Annotated in this window: 24 protein-coding genes; 14 read left to right on the forward strand and 10 right to left on the reverse strand. The window is 67.3% G+C overall.

From position 1 onward, the window contains the following. Nucleotides 1-23: 23 nt before the first annotated feature. A complete protein-coding gene (locus V3W46_RS18910; RefSeq protein ID WP_331784685.1) occupies nt 24-866 on the reverse strand; it encodes an AraC family transcriptional regulator in 843 nt (280 codons plus the stop codon). A 158-nt stretch (nt 867-1,024) separates the two neighbouring features. On the opposite strand from V3W46_RS18910, the gene V3W46_RS18915 reads away from it, so the two are divergent. The 4 genes from V3W46_RS18915 (at nt 1,025) to V3W46_RS18930 (ending at nt 3,848) form a co-directional block, all read left to right on the forward strand. Beyond that, nucleotides 1,025-1,729 (forward strand): alpha/beta fold hydrolase, encoded by a 705-nt coding sequence (locus V3W46_RS18915; RefSeq protein WP_331784686.1) that lies wholly within the window; start codon nt 1,025-1,027, stop codon nt 1,727-1,729. Nucleotides 1,730-1,865: 136 nt separating this feature from the next. After that, entirely contained in the window at nt 1,866-2,846 is a 981-nt protein-coding gene (locus tag V3W46_RS18920; RefSeq protein WP_331784687.1) for an alpha/beta hydrolase, read from the forward strand. Continuing rightward, nucleotides 2,843-2,977: a hypothetical protein gene (locus V3W46_RS18925; RefSeq protein ID WP_331784688.1), complete on the forward strand. Its 135-nt coding sequence runs from the start codon at nt 2,843-2,845 to the stop codon at nt 2,975-2,977. Before V3W46_RS18920 ends, V3W46_RS18925 begins: the two co-directional genes overlap by 4 nt. A 118-nt stretch (nt 2,978-3,095) precedes the next feature. Then, nucleotides 3,096-3,848, forward strand: coding sequence for an SDR family NAD(P)-dependent oxidoreductase (locus V3W46_RS18930; RefSeq protein ID WP_331784689.1), 753 nt, complete (start codon nt 3,096-3,098; stop codon nt 3,846-3,848). Nucleotides 3,849-3,861: 13 nt separating this feature from the next. Here the strand turns inward: V3W46_RS18930 and V3W46_RS18935 are convergent, their stop codons facing one another. From V3W46_RS18935 to V3W46_RS18950, 4 genes are all read right to left on the reverse strand, one after another. Then, entirely contained in the window at nt 3,862-4,113 is a 252-nt protein-coding gene (locus V3W46_RS18935) for a zinc-ribbon domain-containing protein (RefSeq protein WP_331784690.1), read from the reverse strand. Next, on the reverse strand, nt 4,113-4,340 hold the full coding sequence (locus V3W46_RS18940; protein ID WP_331784691.1) for a hypothetical protein: 228 nt from the start codon (nt 4,338-4,340) through the stop codon (nt 4,113-4,115). Before V3W46_RS18940 ends, V3W46_RS18935 begins: the two co-directional genes overlap by 1 nt. 101 nt (nt 4,341-4,441) lie before the next feature. Next, on the reverse strand, nt 4,442-4,981 hold the full coding sequence (locus V3W46_RS18945; protein WP_331784692.1) for a hypothetical protein: 540 nt from the start codon (nt 4,979-4,981) through the stop codon (nt 4,442-4,444). Next, the gene (locus V3W46_RS18950; RefSeq protein ID WP_331784693.1) at nt 4,978-5,205 is read right to left on the reverse strand and encodes a hypothetical protein; all 228 of its coding nucleotides are present in this window, start codon (nt 5,203-5,205) and stop codon (nt 4,978-4,980) included. Before V3W46_RS18950 ends, V3W46_RS18945 begins: the two co-directional genes overlap by 4 nt. 179 nt (nt 5,206-5,384) lie before the next feature. Between V3W46_RS18950 and V3W46_RS18955 the strand changes: the two genes are divergently transcribed. Both V3W46_RS18955 and V3W46_RS18960 read left to right on the forward strand, forming a co-directional pair. Beyond that, the gene (locus V3W46_RS18955; RefSeq protein ID WP_331784694.1) at nt 5,385-6,599 is read left to right on the forward strand and encodes an MFS transporter; all 1,215 of its coding nucleotides are present in this window, start codon (nt 5,385-5,387) and stop codon (nt 6,597-6,599) included. A 10-nt stretch (nt 6,600-6,609) separates the two neighbouring features. Continuing rightward, nucleotides 6,610-7,227 carry a class I SAM-dependent methyltransferase gene (locus V3W46_RS18960; RefSeq protein ID WP_331784695.1) on the forward strand — a complete coding sequence of 206 codons (618 nt, stop codon included), beginning with the start codon at nt 6,610-6,612 and terminating at the stop codon, nt 7,225-7,227. A 44-nt stretch (nt 7,228-7,271) separates the two neighbouring features. Here the strand turns inward: V3W46_RS18960 and V3W46_RS18965 are convergent, their stop codons facing one another. Both V3W46_RS18965 and V3W46_RS18970 read right to left on the reverse strand, forming a co-directional pair. Continuing rightward, entirely contained in the window at nt 7,272-7,508 is a 237-nt protein-coding gene (locus tag V3W46_RS18965) for a hypothetical protein (protein WP_331784696.1), read from the reverse strand. A gap of 22 nt (nt 7,509-7,530) precedes the next feature. Next, nucleotides 7,531-7,797, reverse strand: coding sequence for a hypothetical protein (locus V3W46_RS18970; protein WP_331784697.1), 267 nt, complete (start codon nt 7,795-7,797; stop codon nt 7,531-7,533). A gap of 108 nt (nt 7,798-7,905) precedes the next feature. Here V3W46_RS18970 and V3W46_RS18975 point away from each other — a divergent pair, with 108 nt between their 5' ends. From V3W46_RS18975 to V3W46_RS18985, 3 genes are all read left to right on the forward strand, one after another. Then, nucleotides 7,906-8,124 carry a three-helix bundle dimerization domain-containing protein gene (locus tag V3W46_RS18975; RefSeq protein ID WP_331784698.1) on the forward strand — a complete coding sequence of 73 codons (219 nt, stop codon included), beginning with the start codon at nt 7,906-7,908 and terminating at the stop codon, nt 8,122-8,124. A 143-nt stretch (nt 8,125-8,267) separates the two neighbouring features. Continuing rightward, nucleotides 8,268-8,888, forward strand: coding sequence for an ArsR/SmtB family transcription factor (locus V3W46_RS18980; protein WP_331784699.1), 621 nt, complete (start codon nt 8,268-8,270; stop codon nt 8,886-8,888). Continuing rightward, the gene (locus V3W46_RS18985; protein ID WP_331784700.1) at nt 8,885-9,343 is read left to right on the forward strand and encodes a hypothetical protein; all 459 of its coding nucleotides are present in this window, start codon (nt 8,885-8,887) and stop codon (nt 9,341-9,343) included. The genes V3W46_RS18980 and V3W46_RS18985 overlap by 4 nt, the downstream gene beginning before the upstream one ends. 23 nt (nt 9,344-9,366) lie before the next feature. Here V3W46_RS18985 and V3W46_RS18990 read toward each other — a convergent pair whose 3' ends face one another. Continuing rightward, the gene (locus tag V3W46_RS18990) at nt 9,367-9,495 is read right to left on the reverse strand and encodes a hypothetical protein (RefSeq protein WP_331784701.1); all 129 of its coding nucleotides are present in this window, start codon (nt 9,493-9,495) and stop codon (nt 9,367-9,369) included. A 188-nt stretch (nt 9,496-9,683) separates the two neighbouring features. Between V3W46_RS18990 and arfB the strand changes: the two genes are divergently transcribed. The 3 genes from arfB (at nt 9,684) to V3W46_RS19005 (ending at nt 11,116) form a co-directional block, all read left to right on the forward strand. After that, complete coding sequence (arfB, locus tag V3W46_RS18995) at nt 9,684-10,106, forward strand: alternative ribosome rescue aminoacyl-tRNA hydrolase ArfB (protein WP_331784702.1); 423 nt, start codon at nt 9,684-9,686, stop codon at nt 10,104-10,106. Between the two features lie 41 nt (nt 10,107-10,147). Then, complete coding sequence (locus tag V3W46_RS19000) at nt 10,148-10,372, forward strand: hypothetical protein (protein WP_331784703.1); 225 nt, start codon at nt 10,148-10,150, stop codon at nt 10,370-10,372. A 180-nt stretch (nt 10,373-10,552) separates the two neighbouring features. Beyond that, the gene (locus V3W46_RS19005) at nt 10,553-11,116 is read left to right on the forward strand and encodes a YbhB/YbcL family Raf kinase inhibitor-like protein (protein ID WP_331784704.1); all 564 of its coding nucleotides are present in this window, start codon (nt 10,553-10,555) and stop codon (nt 11,114-11,116) included. A 492-nt stretch (nt 11,117-11,608) separates the two neighbouring features. Here V3W46_RS19005 and V3W46_RS19010 read toward each other — a convergent pair whose 3' ends face one another. After that, nucleotides 11,609-12,439, reverse strand: coding sequence for an alpha/beta fold hydrolase (locus tag V3W46_RS19010; protein WP_331784705.1), 831 nt, complete (start codon nt 12,437-12,439; stop codon nt 11,609-11,611). A gap of 43 nt (nt 12,440-12,482) precedes the next feature. On the opposite strand from V3W46_RS19010, the gene V3W46_RS19015 reads away from it, so the two are divergent. Together V3W46_RS19015 and V3W46_RS19020 are read left to right on the forward strand one after the other, a co-directional pair. Beyond that, the gene (locus V3W46_RS19015) at nt 12,483-12,938 is read left to right on the forward strand and encodes a MarR family winged helix-turn-helix transcriptional regulator (protein WP_331784706.1); all 456 of its coding nucleotides are present in this window, start codon (nt 12,483-12,485) and stop codon (nt 12,936-12,938) included. 2 nt (nt 12,939-12,940) lie between these two features. Next, nucleotides 12,941-14,008, forward strand: coding sequence for a hypothetical protein (locus V3W46_RS19020; protein WP_331784707.1), 1,068 nt, complete (start codon nt 12,941-12,943; stop codon nt 14,006-14,008). Here V3W46_RS19020 and V3W46_RS19025 read toward each other — a convergent pair. Next, nucleotides 14,005-15,219: a serine hydrolase domain-containing protein gene (locus V3W46_RS19025; RefSeq protein ID WP_331784708.1), complete on the reverse strand. Its 1,215-nt coding sequence runs from the start codon at nt 15,217-15,219 to the stop codon at nt 14,005-14,007. The two genes, V3W46_RS19020 and V3W46_RS19025, sit on opposite strands and share 4 nt — an antisense overlap. Nucleotides 15,220-15,495: the final 276 nt, after the last annotated feature.

Below are 15,495 nucleotides of genomic sequence, written 5' to 3' on the forward strand. Positions count from 1 at the left end.
ATATAAGGCGTCATAAAGTAGCATCAGGGAGCGATCTGGCCGACGGCGCGGTCGCGCCAGGCGCCCGGCGGCATGCCGGTCTCGCGGCGGAAGAAGGCGGTCAGGGCCGAAGTGTCGCTGAACGCGAGGCGCCGCGCGACCTCTTTCAGAGGCAGCTGCTCGTGCGCCAGCAGACGCTTCGCCTCGAGCACCACCCGTTCCGTCAGGTAGGCCTTGGCGCTTCGACCCGTATTCGAGTGGGCGGCACGAGAAAGGGTTCGCTCGGAGAATCCGAGCGCTCGGGCGTAGTGGGCGACGTCGCGATGACGGCCGAGATCGGATTCGACCGCACTGCGGAACCGCTGGAAGAGGTCGTGGCCTGCACCCACCGCCTGCTCGGCGGGAACGGCCCGCAGCAGGAAGGCCGAGAGCACGCTGCCGAGAATCTCGCTGGGCGGCGCGGCGGTGGCGAGGGCATCCTCGAACTCCGAGCGAAGATGCGCAACAGCCCGGCAGACCAGCCGCCACTGGCGTTCGTCGACCGTGCGCACCGCGCCTGTGCCTGGAGCCGCAGTGAGTGCGCGTGCCGACGGCGCCACAGGGGCGGTGGGCGTGAACAGCACGATGTCGCCCTCGACGCGGGCGATGTCGAGCCACCGGTGCACGACCCCCGGGCCGACCCACACGATGGTGCGCCGTTCGAGCTCGTACTGCTGATAGTCGACGGCCACCGACCCGTGCCCCGATTCGATGAGCGCGACGACGAAGAAGTCGCCCCGCTCGCTCATCTCTTGGTCGAGTTCGCGCAGACGGGCGAACGACATCGTCTCGACGTTGGCCGCGATTCCTTCGGGCGGCTGGTAGGTCATCTGCCGGATGTTCGTCACGTGTCCAGTTTTCACCATGCGATGTCGGGTCCCGCCGATGCCACGCCGTGACTCACCGCGTTGACTGGATACCGAACACACGCACCACTGATCGTTGCGGCTGGAGAGCGCGATCGTCTGCGCGGGCTCCGACGCACAGAGCATGAGGAGTACCCCCGATGACCGATTCACCCACCGTCGTTCTCGTTCACGGCGCTTTCGCCGACGCCTCCGGATATGCCGGCGTCATCACCGAGCTGAAGGCCGCCGGCCATAGCGTCTTCGCCCCCGCCAACCCGCTGCGCAGCCTCACGATCGACGCGAACACGCTGAAGGCCTTCGTCTCGGCCATCGACGGCCCGGTCGTGCTTGTCGGTCACTCCTACGGCGGAGCCGTGATCACTCAGGCCTCGGCCGACCTCGACAACGTCACCGCGCTCGTCTACCTCACCGCGTTCGGGCTCGACGTGGGCGAGAGCCTGCAGACCGTTCAGGAGCCGTTCCCGGTCACACTGCTCGGTCAGAACATCGCGTTCACGGGCTACGACGCCGTCGGCGCACCCGGCGGACCCGACGTCTACGTGGCCAAGGACTTTCGCGAGACCTTCTGCGGCGACCTCGACGAGCAGACCTCTGCCGTGCTCGAGGCCACCCAGCGCTTCCTGAGTGCGGCCGCCTACACCGAGCCGGCCTCGGCTGCAGGCTGGAAGACGATTCCGAGCTGGTACCTGGTCTCCGAGCACGACCACTCCATCGCCCCCGAGGCCCAGCGCTTCATGGCCGAGCGCATGAAGGCGACGACCCAGTCGATCGATGGTTCGCACGTCGCGTTCATCTCGCACCCGCGCGAGGTGGCCGAGTTCATCGAACTCGCCCTCGTCTGACCGACGCGGGCGAGTGCCGGGTGTGAGACAGTCGGTCATGAGGGGGCGGGTTCGGGGGGCAATGGCTCGGCGGCCGCGGGCTCAGTCCGCCTTGGCGGGGTCAACGCGGACGCGGCGGCCGTGGATCCGGCGGCTGTTGCTCGGCGCGCTCGCCATCGTGCTGGGGGCCGCGGCCGCGGCTGGGCTGTACCAGGTCTCGGTTCAGCCCGGCGCGGCGATCGTCAAGGCGGTCTTCGAGGCCGGCAGCGAGGTCACCCCTCCTGCCGACTACGAGAGCATCGCCCAGACGGTGACCGAGACGCGCGGCGTCGTCATCACGGCACCGACGCCGGGCACGCCCGACAGCACCCTCAATCTGTACGCCCCGAGCATCCCGCACACGGGTCTGCCCGTGGTGCTCTGGATTCACGGCGGCGGCTTCATCTCGAGCTCGGCCGACACCGTGAAGCAGTACGTGACGATGCTGGCCGCACAGGGCTACGTCGTCGCCAACCTCGACTACAGCCTCGCTCCGGATGCCCGGTACCCGGTCGCCCTCGAGCAGGCGAATGCCGCGCTGTCGTACCTCGGCACCCACGCGACCGACTTCGGGGCAGACCCGTCGCTGCTCTTCGTCGGCGGGGACTCTGCGGGGGCGCAGATCGCCAGCGAGCTCGCGGCGGTGCAGACCAACCGAGCACTCGCCGATTCAGTCGGCCTCGCCGCGGCGGTGACCCCGGTCGACCTGCGCGGCGTGGTGCTGTTCTGCGGCCTGTACGACATGCAGACGGTCGGGTCAATCGGGTTTCCCGCGCTGCGAACGTACCTCTGGGCCTACACCGGCGCGCGCGACTACTCCTCTTTCGCCGCCGTCGACCAGCTCTCGACGACTCAAACCGCGACGAACGCATATCCGCCGACGTTCATCACGGTGGGTGACGCCGACCCGTTCCGCAGCCAGGCCGACGAGCTGGCAGCGAGTCTCTCGGGAAGGGGTGTGCCCGTGACGAGCCTGACGTGGGACGGCACGGGCGACCGGCTCGGCCACGAATACCAATTCGACTTCAGCCTGCCCGAGGCGAACACGGCGTTCACTGACACCGTGCGGTTTCTGGCCTCGAGATCGGAGAACAGATGACGCCAGCAGATTCACCGGCGCCCCGGCGCCGCACTCGCGTCGGCCGGGTGCTGTGGCCGATCGCCTGGGTGCTCCTCGCGCTGGCGTCGGCGACCGTGACCTACCTGCTCCTGGTGATCATCGGGCGGTGATTTAGGGCCTGCGGTCAGCCTGACTGTACAGGCGACCCTTGTACAGTCACGCTTAATGCTGCCATCATGGGCGGGCAGCGTCGACGCCGACGCCGTCGTCATCACGAAGGAGTGAATAGTGTTCGATCTGTCTGGAAGAGTAGCCGTCGTCACCGGGGGAGCACGCGGAATCGGGAAGGCCACCTCCACCCGCCTGCTCGAATTCGGCGCGACGGTCGTCATCGCCGACAGCCGCCTCGAGGCCGCCCAGCAGACGGCTGGCGAGCTCGGTGCCGGGGCGTCTGCGCGCCAGGTCGACGTGGCCGACAGCAGCTCGGTGCGAGCGCTCGTCGAGGCAGTCACCGCTGAGACAGGCCGACTCGACATCTGGGTGAACAATGCCGGCATCGTCGAAGACGCCCTCGCCCTCGACATGGCCGACGACGTCTGGCAGCGCACGATCGACGTCGACCTGACCGGCACGTTCTTCGGTGCCCGCGAGGCCGGACGCTACATGGTGCAGCACGGCGGCGGCGCGATCGTCAACATCTCGTCGATCGCGGCCTACCGGGCGACGCGCCCCGAACACCACGTGGCGTACGACGTGGCGAAGATCGGTGTGGCGCACATGGCGAAGGTGCTGGCATCCGAGTGGGCGCAATCGGGCGTCAGAATCAACGCCGTCGCACCCGGTTACACCAACACCGACATTCTGAAAGACGTCGGCAGCTCGAACCCCGAGATCATGCAGGCCTGGCTGGCGCAGATTCCGCAGGGTCGCCTGCTCGAGCCCGATGAGATCGCGAAAGTGATCGTCTTTCTGGTGTCGGATGCGGCCAGCTCGATCACAGGCCAGGTCATCCATGCCGACGCGGGCTTCACGGCCTGGTAGGCGGCCGCGCCGACTACGAGCGGTTGGCTTCGGCCCAGTCGAGCGAGTGCTGAGCCTGCTCTGCGGTGAGACCGGTGAGCGTGCCGCAGTTGGTGCACTGGTTCAGATATGTGGTCGAGTACGAGAACAGGGGCACGAAGAACAGCGTGAACCGACTGCGCCGCCGGATGACCTGCTGCGGTGCCGTGGTGTTGCAGTAGCCGCAGACGAACGTGACCACGTTGACGATGGTCTGGCTGACGCTCGACCCGAAGATGAACAGCATCAGCCGACGAGCCCTCGTTCGCGATCGATCTGGGCGAACTCGCGCAGGCCCGCGTCGAGGATGGCAGCGGCGAGCTGCGGCTGAAGATCGTCCCACGAGGCGGAGAGATTCTGCGCCTGCACCTCGTCGACGAGCTGGTCGAGGCGGGCGCCGCGCTGCCGGCGCGACTCCTCGATGGCGACTTTCAGGTCGCGCTCGAAGCTGCTCTGTCGGGGGGAGGGCTGCACGGATGACCTGCTTTCGTCCTGGCGCACGGTGCGCTGCGGGCAACACTACGTGGGGCGTGGTCGCGGCCAGGAGGGTTGACGGATGCCACCGCCAGCGACAGTCAGACCCGCAGTAGCCGGAGGGAGCGCGAGTAGGTGGCACTCAGTGCGTCGCCGCCGACGAGCAGGGCGGTCGCCGCCACGAGCACCGTACGGTCGCGGCGCGATCGAGTTGCCGCGGCGAGCGAGCCGATGGTGTTGATGATGGCTCCGATCACGATGAGCCGCTGTGCGGCATCCACCACGCCGCGGTCTGCCGTGGGGCGGTCTGGCGTGGGCCGCTCTGCCTTCGGACGGTCTGGCGCCGGGCGGTCTGCCTCGCGGAAGGAGCGACGTTGCCGACCCGCCGCCCGGGGGCCGGCGATCGCAAAACGCACAGCGCAGGCCGCGAGCGCGAGGCCCGCCACGCCGACGACCGCCAGGGCGCGTAGGCCCGATGCGACGGATGCCTCGGCGGCGGTGCGGCGCCCGGCTCGGGCGGCGAGCATCCCGAGCGTGGTCACGCCGGTGGCATCGAGCAGCAGGGTGAGTTCGAGCGCCCCGGCCGGCGAGAGCCGGGAGCGCGCACGCGTAGCCGCAGAAGGCGCTGCGGGCGAGGTCACTCGGCGGTGACTCCGCCTTCGCCGTAGCCGTCACCCGAGGAGGCGCGGTAGATGACGTCGTCGCCGTCGGGGTCGAGCTCCCAGACGACGTCGATGGTGGTTCCGTCGCGTTCGACGCTGAGCACAAAAGACTTCTGCGGCAGGCCGCCGATCGTCTCGAGCTCGCGGGTCTCGACTCCATCGTCATCGACGAGGTGGGCGGTGTAGGTCTGTTCGTCTGGCATTGTCTTCCTCGATCTGGGGGGCTTGTCGGCCGGCGTGTGCCGGGTGGCCTGATTCTGTGCGGCCTGTTCACGTGCAGCCGTCTGCGCGTTTACGCGCTGGTGGTCTATTCAACGGGGCGCAGCGGTCTCGCGCACGGGCTTGACTTCGGCCCCGGGCGCAGAGGGCTACGCTGGAAGAGATGGCACAGAACCGCTCGACGCCCAGCCCGTCGCGCGCCTGGCTCGCCGTCGCCCCCGCGGTGGTGGTGCTCGCCTGGGGCGGCAACCAGTTCTTGCCCCTGATGCAGCTCTACCGGCAGGTCGACGGGTTCAGGCAGGTCGAGGTCGACATTCTGCTCGCAACCTACGTGATCGGCATCGTGCCGGGATTCGCCCTGTCGGGAGCATGGTCAGATCGTTACGGCCGCAAGCCCGTGCTGATGGTGGGCCTCGCGCTCGGAGTGCTCGGCAGCGTCAATCTGGCGTGCTCGAGCACGAGCCTCGCGGGGCTCTGCGTGGGCAGGTTCGTGAGCGGCCTCAGTGTCGCGGCCGGCATGGTCGTCGGCACGTCGTGGATCAAAGAACTCTCGGTGCGGGGTGGGGCATCCGGTGCCGGGGCGCGCCGCGCATCGGCTGCGCTGACGATCGGGTTCGGCGCCGGCGCGGGTATCGGCGGAGCTCTCGCACAGTGGGCTCCCTGGCCGGCCGTGCTGCCGTATGTCGTGCAGATCGCGGCGTGTGTGGCCGCGTTCCTCGGGCTGCTGGTCGCGACCGAGACGCGCTCGTTCGACGCCGCGGTTAGGCGGCTGGTCGGCGACCTGCGCATTCCGAAGCCGGCCCGCGCCCGGTTCGTGGCGGTGGTGCTGCCCCTCGCACCCTGGGTGTTCGCCGCGCCCGCCCTGGCGTTCGCCGTGGGGCCCAGTCTCGTCGGCGGGGCGGTGTCGGGCTACGCCGTGGGCTTCGCCACCCTCGTCACCGTCATCACCCTCGGCTTCGGCTGGCTGACCCAGTTCTTCTCCGGGCCGCTGATGGTCGCACTCCGCGGCCGCGCCGGCCTGGTCGGTGTGCTGCTGATCGGGCTCGGCGCCCTTCTGCTGATTCCCGCTGCGCTGAACCAGCAGGTGTGGTCGGTGCTCGTCGCAGCACCGGTGTTCGGCATCGGGTACGGTCTCGCCATGGTGTCGGGGCTGAGTGCCGTGCAGGAGATGGCGACGCCCCACGACCTGGCCGGGCTCACCGCCGTGTACTACTCGCTGACGTACGCCGGATTCCTGCTGCCGGCGACGCTGGCCGCCCTGACGGCGGTGACGACGATGGGGGTGCTGCTAGGTGCGACGGCGGCGGCCTGCGGTGTCTGTGCGCTCGTCGCCGCGCCGGGCATCCGCCGCTTCCGGCAGGGCTCGCGCGGCTTCTAGGATGGTGGCCATGGCATCCTCCGTCGAAGCGGCGTACAGCGATCGAGCCGAGGAATACATCGAGAAACTCGGCTCGACGACGGCCGTTCATCCCTCAGATCTGCAGCTGGTCACGACGTGGGCCGAGCACATCGAGGGGCCGGTGCTCGACGTGGGCTGCGGCCCCGGCCATCTGACTGCACACCTCGCCGAACGAGGGGTCGACGCCCGCGGCATCGACCAGGTCGCCGGGTTCATCGAGCACGCGCGCAGGGCGCACCCGGGGGTACCGTTCGAGGTCGGCGACATCGACGAACTGCCGGATGCCGCACAGAGCCTCGGGGGAGTGCTCGCCTGGTACTCCCTGATCCACCGCGAGCCGGCGACGCTCGGCGTCGCTCTGGCCGAGTTCGCGCGGGTTCTGAGACCCGGTGGAGGGCTTCTGGTCGGATTCTTCGTGGGGCCCGTGCTCGAGCCCTTCGACCACGCGGTCACCACGGCCTACCGCTGGCCCGCCGAGGCGCTCGCCGAGGAGCTGCGCGGGGCGGACTTCGACGTCGTCGAGACGCACACGCGAACCGTCTCGACGCCCCGGCCGCGGCCGCACGGAGCCATCATGGCCCGCCTCGCCGGCGTGCCTTCGGTGTAGCGCGCCTGCCGGCCTGTCGTAGGCGGCGGCCGTCTCGGTGGCGTTCAGGCGTCGGCGTAGAGCCCAGCCAGCGCCTGCTCGATGGTGTCGAACGAGGCGATGACCCGATCATCCTCGTCGCAGAGGTCGAAGCCGGGGCCATCGCCGGTGCCGCTGCCGGTGCCGGTGCCGTGACTGTGGCGCCTGATCACGCCGGCGGGCTCGTCGGTGATCCTGTGTTTGATCTGCCATCGGCCCTGGCCCGCGTGAACGAGGTAGAAGAACTCCGAGAATGCGAGCATTCTGACTCCTGGTCGAAGACGGTCACGTGATGACGCGGCGTAGTGCGTCGCGCCAATCGGGGGAGTGCACGTTTCGGCCCGCGTCGACGGGCGCGGCCACCCACTCGTGTCCGCGAACGTGCAGAAGGTGCGTGACCCGCGGTACTAAGCGTTCGATTCGCACCAGATGCCACGTGCCCTGGCTGGAGTTGCGCAGCGCGTACGAACTGTGACTGGTGCAGAATGTCACCTCGTTGTCGACAGTGTCGGGCAGTTCGATGTCGGCGAGTGTCGGATTACCGTTCAGCACGCTCCGAACGTACGTGTCGAGGGGGAACGGCAGATGACGGGCGCCTGCACAACGGGTGACGGGAAGCGAACGCTTGGCGCGGGGGAGCCGGGCGGCGATACTGGGGTCATGGATGCTGACAAGGAGAAAGAAGCCGTCGAGCAGGTCGCCGAGCGACTGGCCGAGAAGTTTCCCGACACCGACCGCGCGCACATCGAGGAGGTCGTGCACGACGAGTACGAGGCGCTCGACGGCGCGAGAATCCGAGACTACATTCCGGTTCTCGTCGAGCACGAGGCCCGCGCCGACCTCATCGACGAGACCCGCTCGGACGCCTCAGCCGACTGATTGCCGCGAGAACCCGGCCAGCCGCGGACCGGCCGGAGCACGCGCGACGGGGGCCTGCTGTAGCGGGTGCCTAGAGCACCTTGCAAACAATTTCTTGCAAACAGATACTTGCAAAGGGTTCTTTGCAAGAGTAGCTTTGCATCATGACCGAACCGATCCCCGAGGCCACGCCGAGCCGCTCGATCGACATGACCAGCCTGAAGGGGCTGGCGCATCCGCTGCGCGTGCGCATGCTCGACGCCCTCTCGACCTACGGACCCAACACATCGAGCGGGCTGGCCGAGCGTTTTGGCGAGTCGAGCGGATCGATGAGCTACCACCTGCGGCAGCTCGAGCGGCACGGCTTCATTCGCGAAGACACCTCGCGCGGCTCGACCCGTGAGCGCTGGTGGGAGCGTGTGCCCGGCGGCATCGAGGTCGACCACGTGTATCCGCCGCAGAGCGCCGAGCGGGCGGCGAGCGACCTGGTGGTGCGCGAGTGGCAGACCACCCGCACCGCACTGCTGAACGACTTTCTGATGCACGGAGCAGACGAGCTCGAACCGCGCTGGTACGAGGCATCGGCCTTCGACACCGTGAACCTGCGCCTGACGTCAGACCAGCTCGGGGCTCTGGTCGCCGAGTTGCAGAGCATCAGCGCTCGCTACAGCCAGCGCTACCGCAACCAGCAGGGCCCCGGGGTACGCCCGGTGCAGCTGCACCTGAACGCGTTTCCTGTCATGGATGCGCACGAGACCCCACCGAACGAGGAGGCACACGGATGACCGTTCCACCCGCCCTGACGCACGACGCGGCCGCGACGGCATCCGCCGCGCAGACCGCCGCGGCTCCCGCCGACACGACGCCGACCTCCCCGGGGCTCGCGAGCTCGACCCCGGTCGAACCTGCGACCCTGACCTCCGCCGAGCGCGCTGCGCTCAGGCCCGTCGACCGGGTCGCCCTGGCGCTCGGCACGGCGCTTGTCGCGTGGAGCCATCGCGCCGAACGCCGCGTGGCGTCTGATCGCCGCGTGCAATCTGCGGCGACGGCGGCGGCGACCACAGCGTCGACTGCGACGGTGGCGCCCGCCACGACCGCCTTGAACGAGGCGGCAGCTGCCGTTGCGCCCGCACCCGATCGAGACGCGGGGGAGCTGCACAGCATCCGTCGCCGGGCCCTGCACGACGTTGCGGCGATCGAGGCCCGTCGCGGCCTCGGCATCAACCAGCTGCTGCGGTGAAGTGACGGCAGACCGCCGCGACACTAGACCCCGTCGTGCCCGTCTTTTCGGAGCCAGCTGCGCCTGCCCAGAACAGAGGCCGCAATGGCCACCGTCGAGACGATGCTGATCATGATGACTCCGTGCCAGAAGAATTCCACGTTACGCCCCATTCGTAAACCGTGATCATCGGCGCCTGTGCCGACACCCCGATACTGCCCCTCATCGGGGCGGGGCGACGGGGTCTCGACGTGAGGCCCGGCAGGGCGTACTCTTGAGCGCCTGGCCCAGCGCCTGCCTCAGTGCCTGGCGATATCGCGGCACGTGTGCCCGACCCGCAGCCTCGTGCCACCCTTGGTGTATGGACCTCGTCGTGTCACCCGCCCTCACGATTCCGTCGTCTGAGCTCACGTGGCGGTTCTCCCGGTCATCGGGACCGGGCGGCCAGCACGTCAACACGTCCGACAGCCGGGTGGAGCTGATCTGGAGCATCGCAGGCTCGCCGACTCTGACTGAAAGCCAACGGCAGATGCTCCTGGCGAGGCTGGGGCGTCGGCTCGTCGGCGGCGCGGTGACGGTCACGGCCTCCGAGCGCCGGTCGCAGGTGCGCAATCGCGAGACGGCGCTCGCCAGGCTGGCAGAGATCGTCGCCGCCGGGCTGGCTCCGGATGCCGCCCCTCGCCGCCCCACCCGGGCCACTCGCGGGTCGAAGCTCAGGCGCCTCGCCGCCAAAGGGGAGCGTTCGGCGACGAAGCAGCAGCGGCGCCGGCCTTCCGAGGAGTGACGAGCCACACGGACCCCGGCAGCCGAGGGTATGTTGAGACCATGAACAACCGTGGTGGTCGAACAGTCCTCGTGATTCTGGGCGTCATCGCCCTGATCGTGGGCGTGGTGTTCGCGGGGCAGGGTGCGAACCTCATCCCCGGCAGCTCGATGACCGGCGATCGCACGTGGTTGTACATCGGAATCATCGTCGCTGTGGTCGGTGTCATCCTGATCGTGCTCGGCCTGCGCCGGCCGGGTCGCGGCCGCCCGGATGGTGAGAGCTGAGCGTGATGGTGCCGTGAGCGTCATCGGTGCCGTGCGAAGTGCCGCGGTGAGTGTCGACCGGGAGGGCCGGGGAGTGGCGCGATCGTCGTGAGAGCGTGAGGGCGAAAGCCGAGCATCCGATCGTCGTAGACCGTCGAGAATGGAGACCGTCGAGAATGGAGACCGTCGAGAATGGAGACCATGCAGAACCCGATCGGTCGTGCGCTCCGAAACCGCCCTGCCGGGCAGCACACCCTCGTATGGGCCGACCCCCGCGCACGGGCAGCCGACAACTTCGTTCTCACCAGCCCGGCGTTCGAGCACGGAACACCGATTCCCGAGCACCACCGCGGCCACATCTTCGGCGCCAATGTCTCGCCCGCGTTGGCGTGGACGGCACCTCCGGCCGGAACCGAGGAGCTTCTGCTGGTCGTGCAAGATCCGGATGCCCCGGGCAGGCGCCCGGCCACCCATGCCCTCAGCGCGGGCATCGATCCTGCGCTGTTGGGCATTGCGGAGAATGCCCTGACCAGCCCCAGCCCGATCAGCGGACTACGGCACGGAAAGGGCCCCCTCGGGCGGCTCGGCTGGGCGGGCCCTGCACCGATACCGTCACACGGCCCGCATTCGTACGTCTTTCAGCTCTTCGCTCTCGACCGCCGCACAGAGCTGCCCGAGAGGTTTACCCTCGATGAGGCGGTGAACGCCCTGACCGGGCATGTCATCGGCCGCGCGCGGCTCGACGGCACCTACGAGATCGCCTGAGAAGGCCGAGGAGCGCCTTCGGCGTCTCGCGCCGGCGTCGCGTCGTACCGCACCGACGGCCGCTTCTGAGACCGAACGCGCGCGTCGGAGCTCGCGTTCGACGGCGGCCGACGGCGGCCGACGGCTCAGCTTCGAGCGGCAACGACGTGATTGGGCAGCACGCCGGTCAGTGCGAGAACGATCAACACGAATCCGCCCACGGCCAGAAGGATTCCAATGAGGCGCACGTAGCGCGGGGTCATCATGTCGGCCGCGCGCTGACCGTAGACTCGCTGAATATGCTTCATGAACCGCGAGGCCCAGCCGTTGAAGACCGCGACGATCGAGCCCAGACGATCAGCACCGCGCCAGAGATCGAAAAGAAGACCGCCGGATTCACCCCTCGAGTTTATCCGGCGCCGATCTGCCGGTCATCAGTGTCAGCCCGCCAGGTTCCAACGCGCTGATAATGCACATTATGTCAAGAGATAGTCAGAGATACGCAGGCGACGCTTACTCGAAGAAGTCGGCGAGCAACGGGGCGACGAGCTCGGGATGCCCGCGCTCAGCGCGGTTTCCTGTGACGCTGTGCCCTTGCTTGTCGAGAGAGACGCGTTGCGCGCCTGGGATCGTCTCGGCCAGCGTCTCGACCGCGAGGCGCAGATACGGTCGGGTGGATGTTCCGTCAATGAGCAAGGTCGGCTGCAGAATCGCGGCGAAATCATCAGCCCGTTCCGCGTTCTCGCACACCACTGCGAAGTCGGCTCGCAGGGCCTCGGCCAGCCGTCTCATCTCGGACATGCGCAGGATCGGGCGGGAAGCAAGCGCCAACACAGGGATGGGCAGACCGAACATCCACGGGGGGCCCATTTCCGCGGCCTTCATTGCGATGCCCATCGCACGCGACAGGTCATTGCGGTCGAGAGCCGCGTCAACCCGAGACGTCAACTCGACCTTGATCGAGCCGCCGATGGACAATGGAGGTTCAAAGAGAGCCACCCTTTCGACCGCAGAATCTGCGAGTGCCACTCGGCCGGCCACGATTGCGCCGGAGCTGACTCCGAACACTCTGACCGCTCCGGTGGCTCGCAGCACCGCGCGCACGTCGTCCACCTCCTGCACTGTGCTCGGATTGGCGGCCAGTGGGCCCGAACCGCCGCGTCCGCGACGATCGAGTAGGTGCACCCGAAATGTCGGGCCGAGTAGTCCAGCCAATTCGCTATGGCTCAGCCCTGACTGCATCGCGCCGTGCAAGACGACGACTCCGGGCCCATCCCCCATCGAATGCAGGCACAGCTTGGTACCGTCTGAAGCATCGACCGTCGTGGTCGTAAAATGATCCATGCAATTACCTTAGCAACTAAGATAACTGGACGAGGAGGAATGAATGGATGAGCGAGAAGTACTCATCGACCGGCTCGCAGTCCTCGGCGAGAATGAATCCACCCAGACCGCCCTTTTTCACCAGATGGCTGCAGCCCGCTACGGGCTGGGCATCACAGACATGAGGGCATTGAGCATCCTGCTCAGGGAGGGCCCACAATCGGCGGGCGACCTCATGGCCCGACTGCACGTCACTTCGGGAGCGGTCACCGGGGTCATAGATCGACTTCAGGACGCGGGCGTGGCACGACGCGAAACGGATCGGCGGGACCGTCGGCGCGTGCTTGTGTCCGTGGACACCGTTGGGCTCGCGGAACGCGAGAATGTCTACCTGTCGATCGGAGCTGCGTTTAGCGAACTGTATCGTGAATACACTCATGACCAACTGACGTTCCTCGTGCAGCACTTCGAACGCGCGATTGCGATCACGCAGGCGCAAGCGGCGTTACTCGCCCCCTGAATGTGGAAAAGCTGCAGTACGGGTTCGTGGCGATGCACTTCAGTAGGCTTCGATCGGGCACTGCAAACGAAGCCCAGACCTGGGTGAAGATGCCGGGATTGCAGACGGGGAGACGTATGGGTGGAGATGCTTTACTTGCGATCATCTATCGGGGTAGGCCGGATACGGTGGCGGAGCTTGCTGCACTGTCGCATCTTGGGAGGTCGGAGGCCCGTGCGGCCGTTGACGACCTACGTCTTCGCGGTTTGCTGGGCGGCGTAGGCGAGGAACTGGTCTACACGAATCCGGCGTTTTGGGCTGCGGAGGCTGTCTCCGCCCGTTCCGCCGAGTTGCGCCGCACCGCCGCGGAGGCGTTGGCAGACCTCGAGAACATTGTCACTGAGTTACCCGAGATGCTTCGGTATTGGGCTGTCGGCGAAGCGTCGGACGACCCAGTGCCTGTTGTCATCCGGCATGGGCCGCATGCTTCCGAGGATCTGTGGTTCGATACGGTGCGGCACGACACGGGCACGTTGAACGCCGTTCTGCCTCAGGTCGATCGCTTCGCTGGAAGCTCCGCGGAGCGGGCTGAGCGTTTTGGTCAGGCGTTGGCCGGCAAGGATGCGGTGCGTGTCATCATGCCGACGTGGGCAGCTGATGATGCGGATACTCAGCCGAGTACGGCACATTACGGCTCTGTGGGTGTCGAATACCGCCTGATGGACACTCCCCCAAGCTGGTTCTGGGTCGACGGTGAACAACTCGCTGTGCCGTTCGAGTGGGGCGAAGGCCGACCGACGAGTGTTCTCGGGGTTCGGAACGTCGCTCTTGCGGGGATGGCGCGAGCCTACTTCGAGTGTCTCTGGCAGCTCGCCGAGCCTGTACTGCCAGCGGAGAACTCCTGGTCGCCTCTGCTACGGCTCATGCGTCAGGGGGTCACACTCGACACGGCGTCTCGCCGTATCGGTATCGCCCCGCGCACCGGACGGCGCCGGATCGCCGCCGCGATGGCTCATTACGGCGTCTCGACGCTGTTCGCTCTCGGTGTCGCCTGGGCAGCCGACGGGTCGACCACACCCACGACTGGCTAAGCGCCGACGCGCGGGAAGACGAAGGGCGCGTTAGGTACCGCTACTGCTGAGACGGCCTCGGCGATCGCTGCGCTTGGCGGGATGGGTGTGCCGTCAGCACGATTGACGAGGATGTTCGTTGTGGTGAGAACAATGAGCACGGAACCATCATCACGGGCGTACATGGTGGAGGAGTACCCGGGAAGGTCGCCGCTGTGACCGGTCCAGCCGTTCGTGGCCAGGATGCCGAGGCCGTACCCTGTGCCGGTGGGATTGCCTGGGATGTTGATCATGCTCAGGCGTTCCTTCTGGGTCTGTGGGCTGAGGAGAGATCCTGTGGTGAGTTCGTGTAGCCACGTTTCGAGGTCTCCTGCGGTGGAAGCTGCCGCTCCGGCGGCCTGTGCCCATGAGGCGTTCCACTCCGTCGCGTCGGCTTCTGTGCCGTCAGCGGTGAGGTTCGTATAGCCCTGGGCGCGAGGATCGGTGAAGGCGGCGGCCGCTTCTGCATACGTGGTGTGGGCGAGACCGGCTGAGTCGAAGAGGTTCTGCATGGCGGAGGCGTATGGCGTGCCGGAGATTCTCTCGATGAGCTGTCCCAGGATGACGGTGTTGGTGTTCGAGTAGTCGAAGTTCGTTCCGGGAGTGAAGAGCAGACTCAGGGGCTCGACCATAGCAAGCAGCTCGGCGGGGGTGAATTGGCGTTTCGAATCAGCAAGGAACTCTTTGTCGAACGTCGGGGTGCCCGTGTAACTGGGGATGCCGCTTCGCATCTCGGCTAGCTGTCTGACGGTGACGTCTTTCCAGGTCTCAGGGAGTTCGGGCAGATATGCGCGGGCGGGGGTGTCGAGGTCGACCTTCTTCTGGTCGACGAGTTGGAGCACCAGGGTCACGGTCATTGTCTTGGTGATGCTGCCGATGCGGAGATGGTCATCGATGGCCAGCGGTGCGTTGGTCGCTTTGTCGGAGACGCCGAGCGGTTCTTCGAATCGACCTTCTGGCGTTTGGAGGAGCACGATGGCGCCGGGGATGTTGTTCGCCGTCATCACAGTGGTGGCTGCGTTCCTGATCGCGGTCGCCGTGTCAGCGGGATACGCGGATGCCGTCGGGGTCGATGCGGTCAATGAGGTCGATGAGGTGGCTGTGCTGGTGGGGGTGGGGCTTGCGCATCCGGCCAGCAGGCAAGTGAAGACGACGAGTGCGGTGGTAAGGGCGAGGCGGCTGGGCCGGTGCATAGTCATTCCTGGTTCAGAAGGGTTCAGAGGGGCGGGGTGTGAATGAGCGGGTCAGGGGCGGGGGGCGTTCTGCCGGCTGCGTGTTTGTTGGTGGCCGGTGGGGTTTGAGCTGGTTGTTGCGCTGACATGACTGTTGCGACGAGGGCGGCGCCCAGGGCGCCAGTGAAAACCCGGTCAAGAGTCGCGTGTGCCCAGTCCGCCAACCAGCCCTGAGTGGAGTTCTCCCCCACGGCGGCGGCGATGAGCACCGACACGAGGGCGAGAACGAAGGTGATG

It is taken from the genome of Subtercola sp. YIM 133946 (genome assembly GCF_036553535.1).
Taxonomy (GTDB): Bacteria; Actinomycetota; Actinomycetes; order Actinomycetales; family Microbacteriaceae; genus Subtercola.

Coding starts and splice junctions, on each gene's coding strand:
- V3W46_RS18960 (WP_331784695.1), top strand. CDS start 6,610: ATGGCATCCTCCGTCGAAGCGGCGTACAGCGATCGAGCCGAGGAATAC.
- arfB (WP_331784702.1), top strand. CDS start 9,684: ATGGACCTCGTCGTGTCACCCGCCCTCACGATTCCGTCGTCTGAGCTC.
- V3W46_RS19005 (WP_331784704.1), top strand. CDS start 10,553: ATGCAGAACCCGATCGGTCGTGCGCTCCGAAACCGCCCTGCCGGGCAG.
- V3W46_RS18965 (WP_331784696.1), bottom strand. CDS start 7,508: ATGCTCGCATTCTCGGAGTTCTTCTACCTCGTTCACGCGGGCCAGGGC.
- V3W46_RS18935 (WP_331784690.1), bottom strand. CDS start 4,113: ATGCTGTTCATCTTCGGGTCGAGCGTCAGCCAGACCATCGTCAACGTG.
- V3W46_RS19000 (WP_331784703.1), top strand. CDS start 10,148: ATGAACAACCGTGGTGGTCGAACAGTCCTCGTGATTCTGGGCGTCATC.
- V3W46_RS18915 (WP_331784686.1), top strand. CDS start 1,025: ATGACCGATTCACCCACCGTCGTTCTCGTTCACGGCGCTTTCGCCGAC.
- V3W46_RS18990 (WP_331784701.1), bottom strand. CDS start 9,495: ATGGGGCGTAACGTGGAATTCTTCTGGCACGGAGTCATCATGATCAGC.
- V3W46_RS18985 (WP_331784700.1), top strand. CDS start 8,885: ATGACCGTTCCACCCGCCCTGACGCACGACGCGGCCGCGACGGCATCC.
- V3W46_RS19010 (WP_331784705.1), bottom strand. CDS start 12,439: ATGGATCATTTTACGACCACGACGGTCGATGCTTCAGACGGTACCAAG.
- V3W46_RS19025 (WP_331784708.1), bottom strand. CDS start 15,219: ATGCACCGGCCCAGCCGCCTCGCCCTTACCACCGCACTCGTCGTCTTC.
- V3W46_RS18955 (WP_331784694.1), top strand. CDS start 5,385: ATGGCACAGAACCGCTCGACGCCCAGCCCGTCGCGCGCCTGGCTCGCC.
- V3W46_RS19015 (WP_331784706.1), top strand. CDS start 12,483: ATGGATGAGCGAGAAGTACTCATCGACCGGCTCGCAGTCCTCGGCGAG.
- V3W46_RS18925 (WP_331784688.1), top strand. CDS start 2,843: ATGACGCCAGCAGATTCACCGGCGCCCCGGCGCCGCACTCGCGTCGGC.
- V3W46_RS18980 (WP_331784699.1), top strand. CDS start 8,268: ATGACCGAACCGATCCCCGAGGCCACGCCGAGCCGCTCGATCGACATG.
- V3W46_RS18950 (WP_331784693.1), bottom strand. CDS start 5,205: ATGCCAGACGAACAGACCTACACCGCCCACCTCGTCGATGACGATGGA.
- V3W46_RS18975 (WP_331784698.1), top strand. CDS start 7,906: ATGGATGCTGACAAGGAGAAAGAAGCCGTCGAGCAGGTCGCCGAGCGA.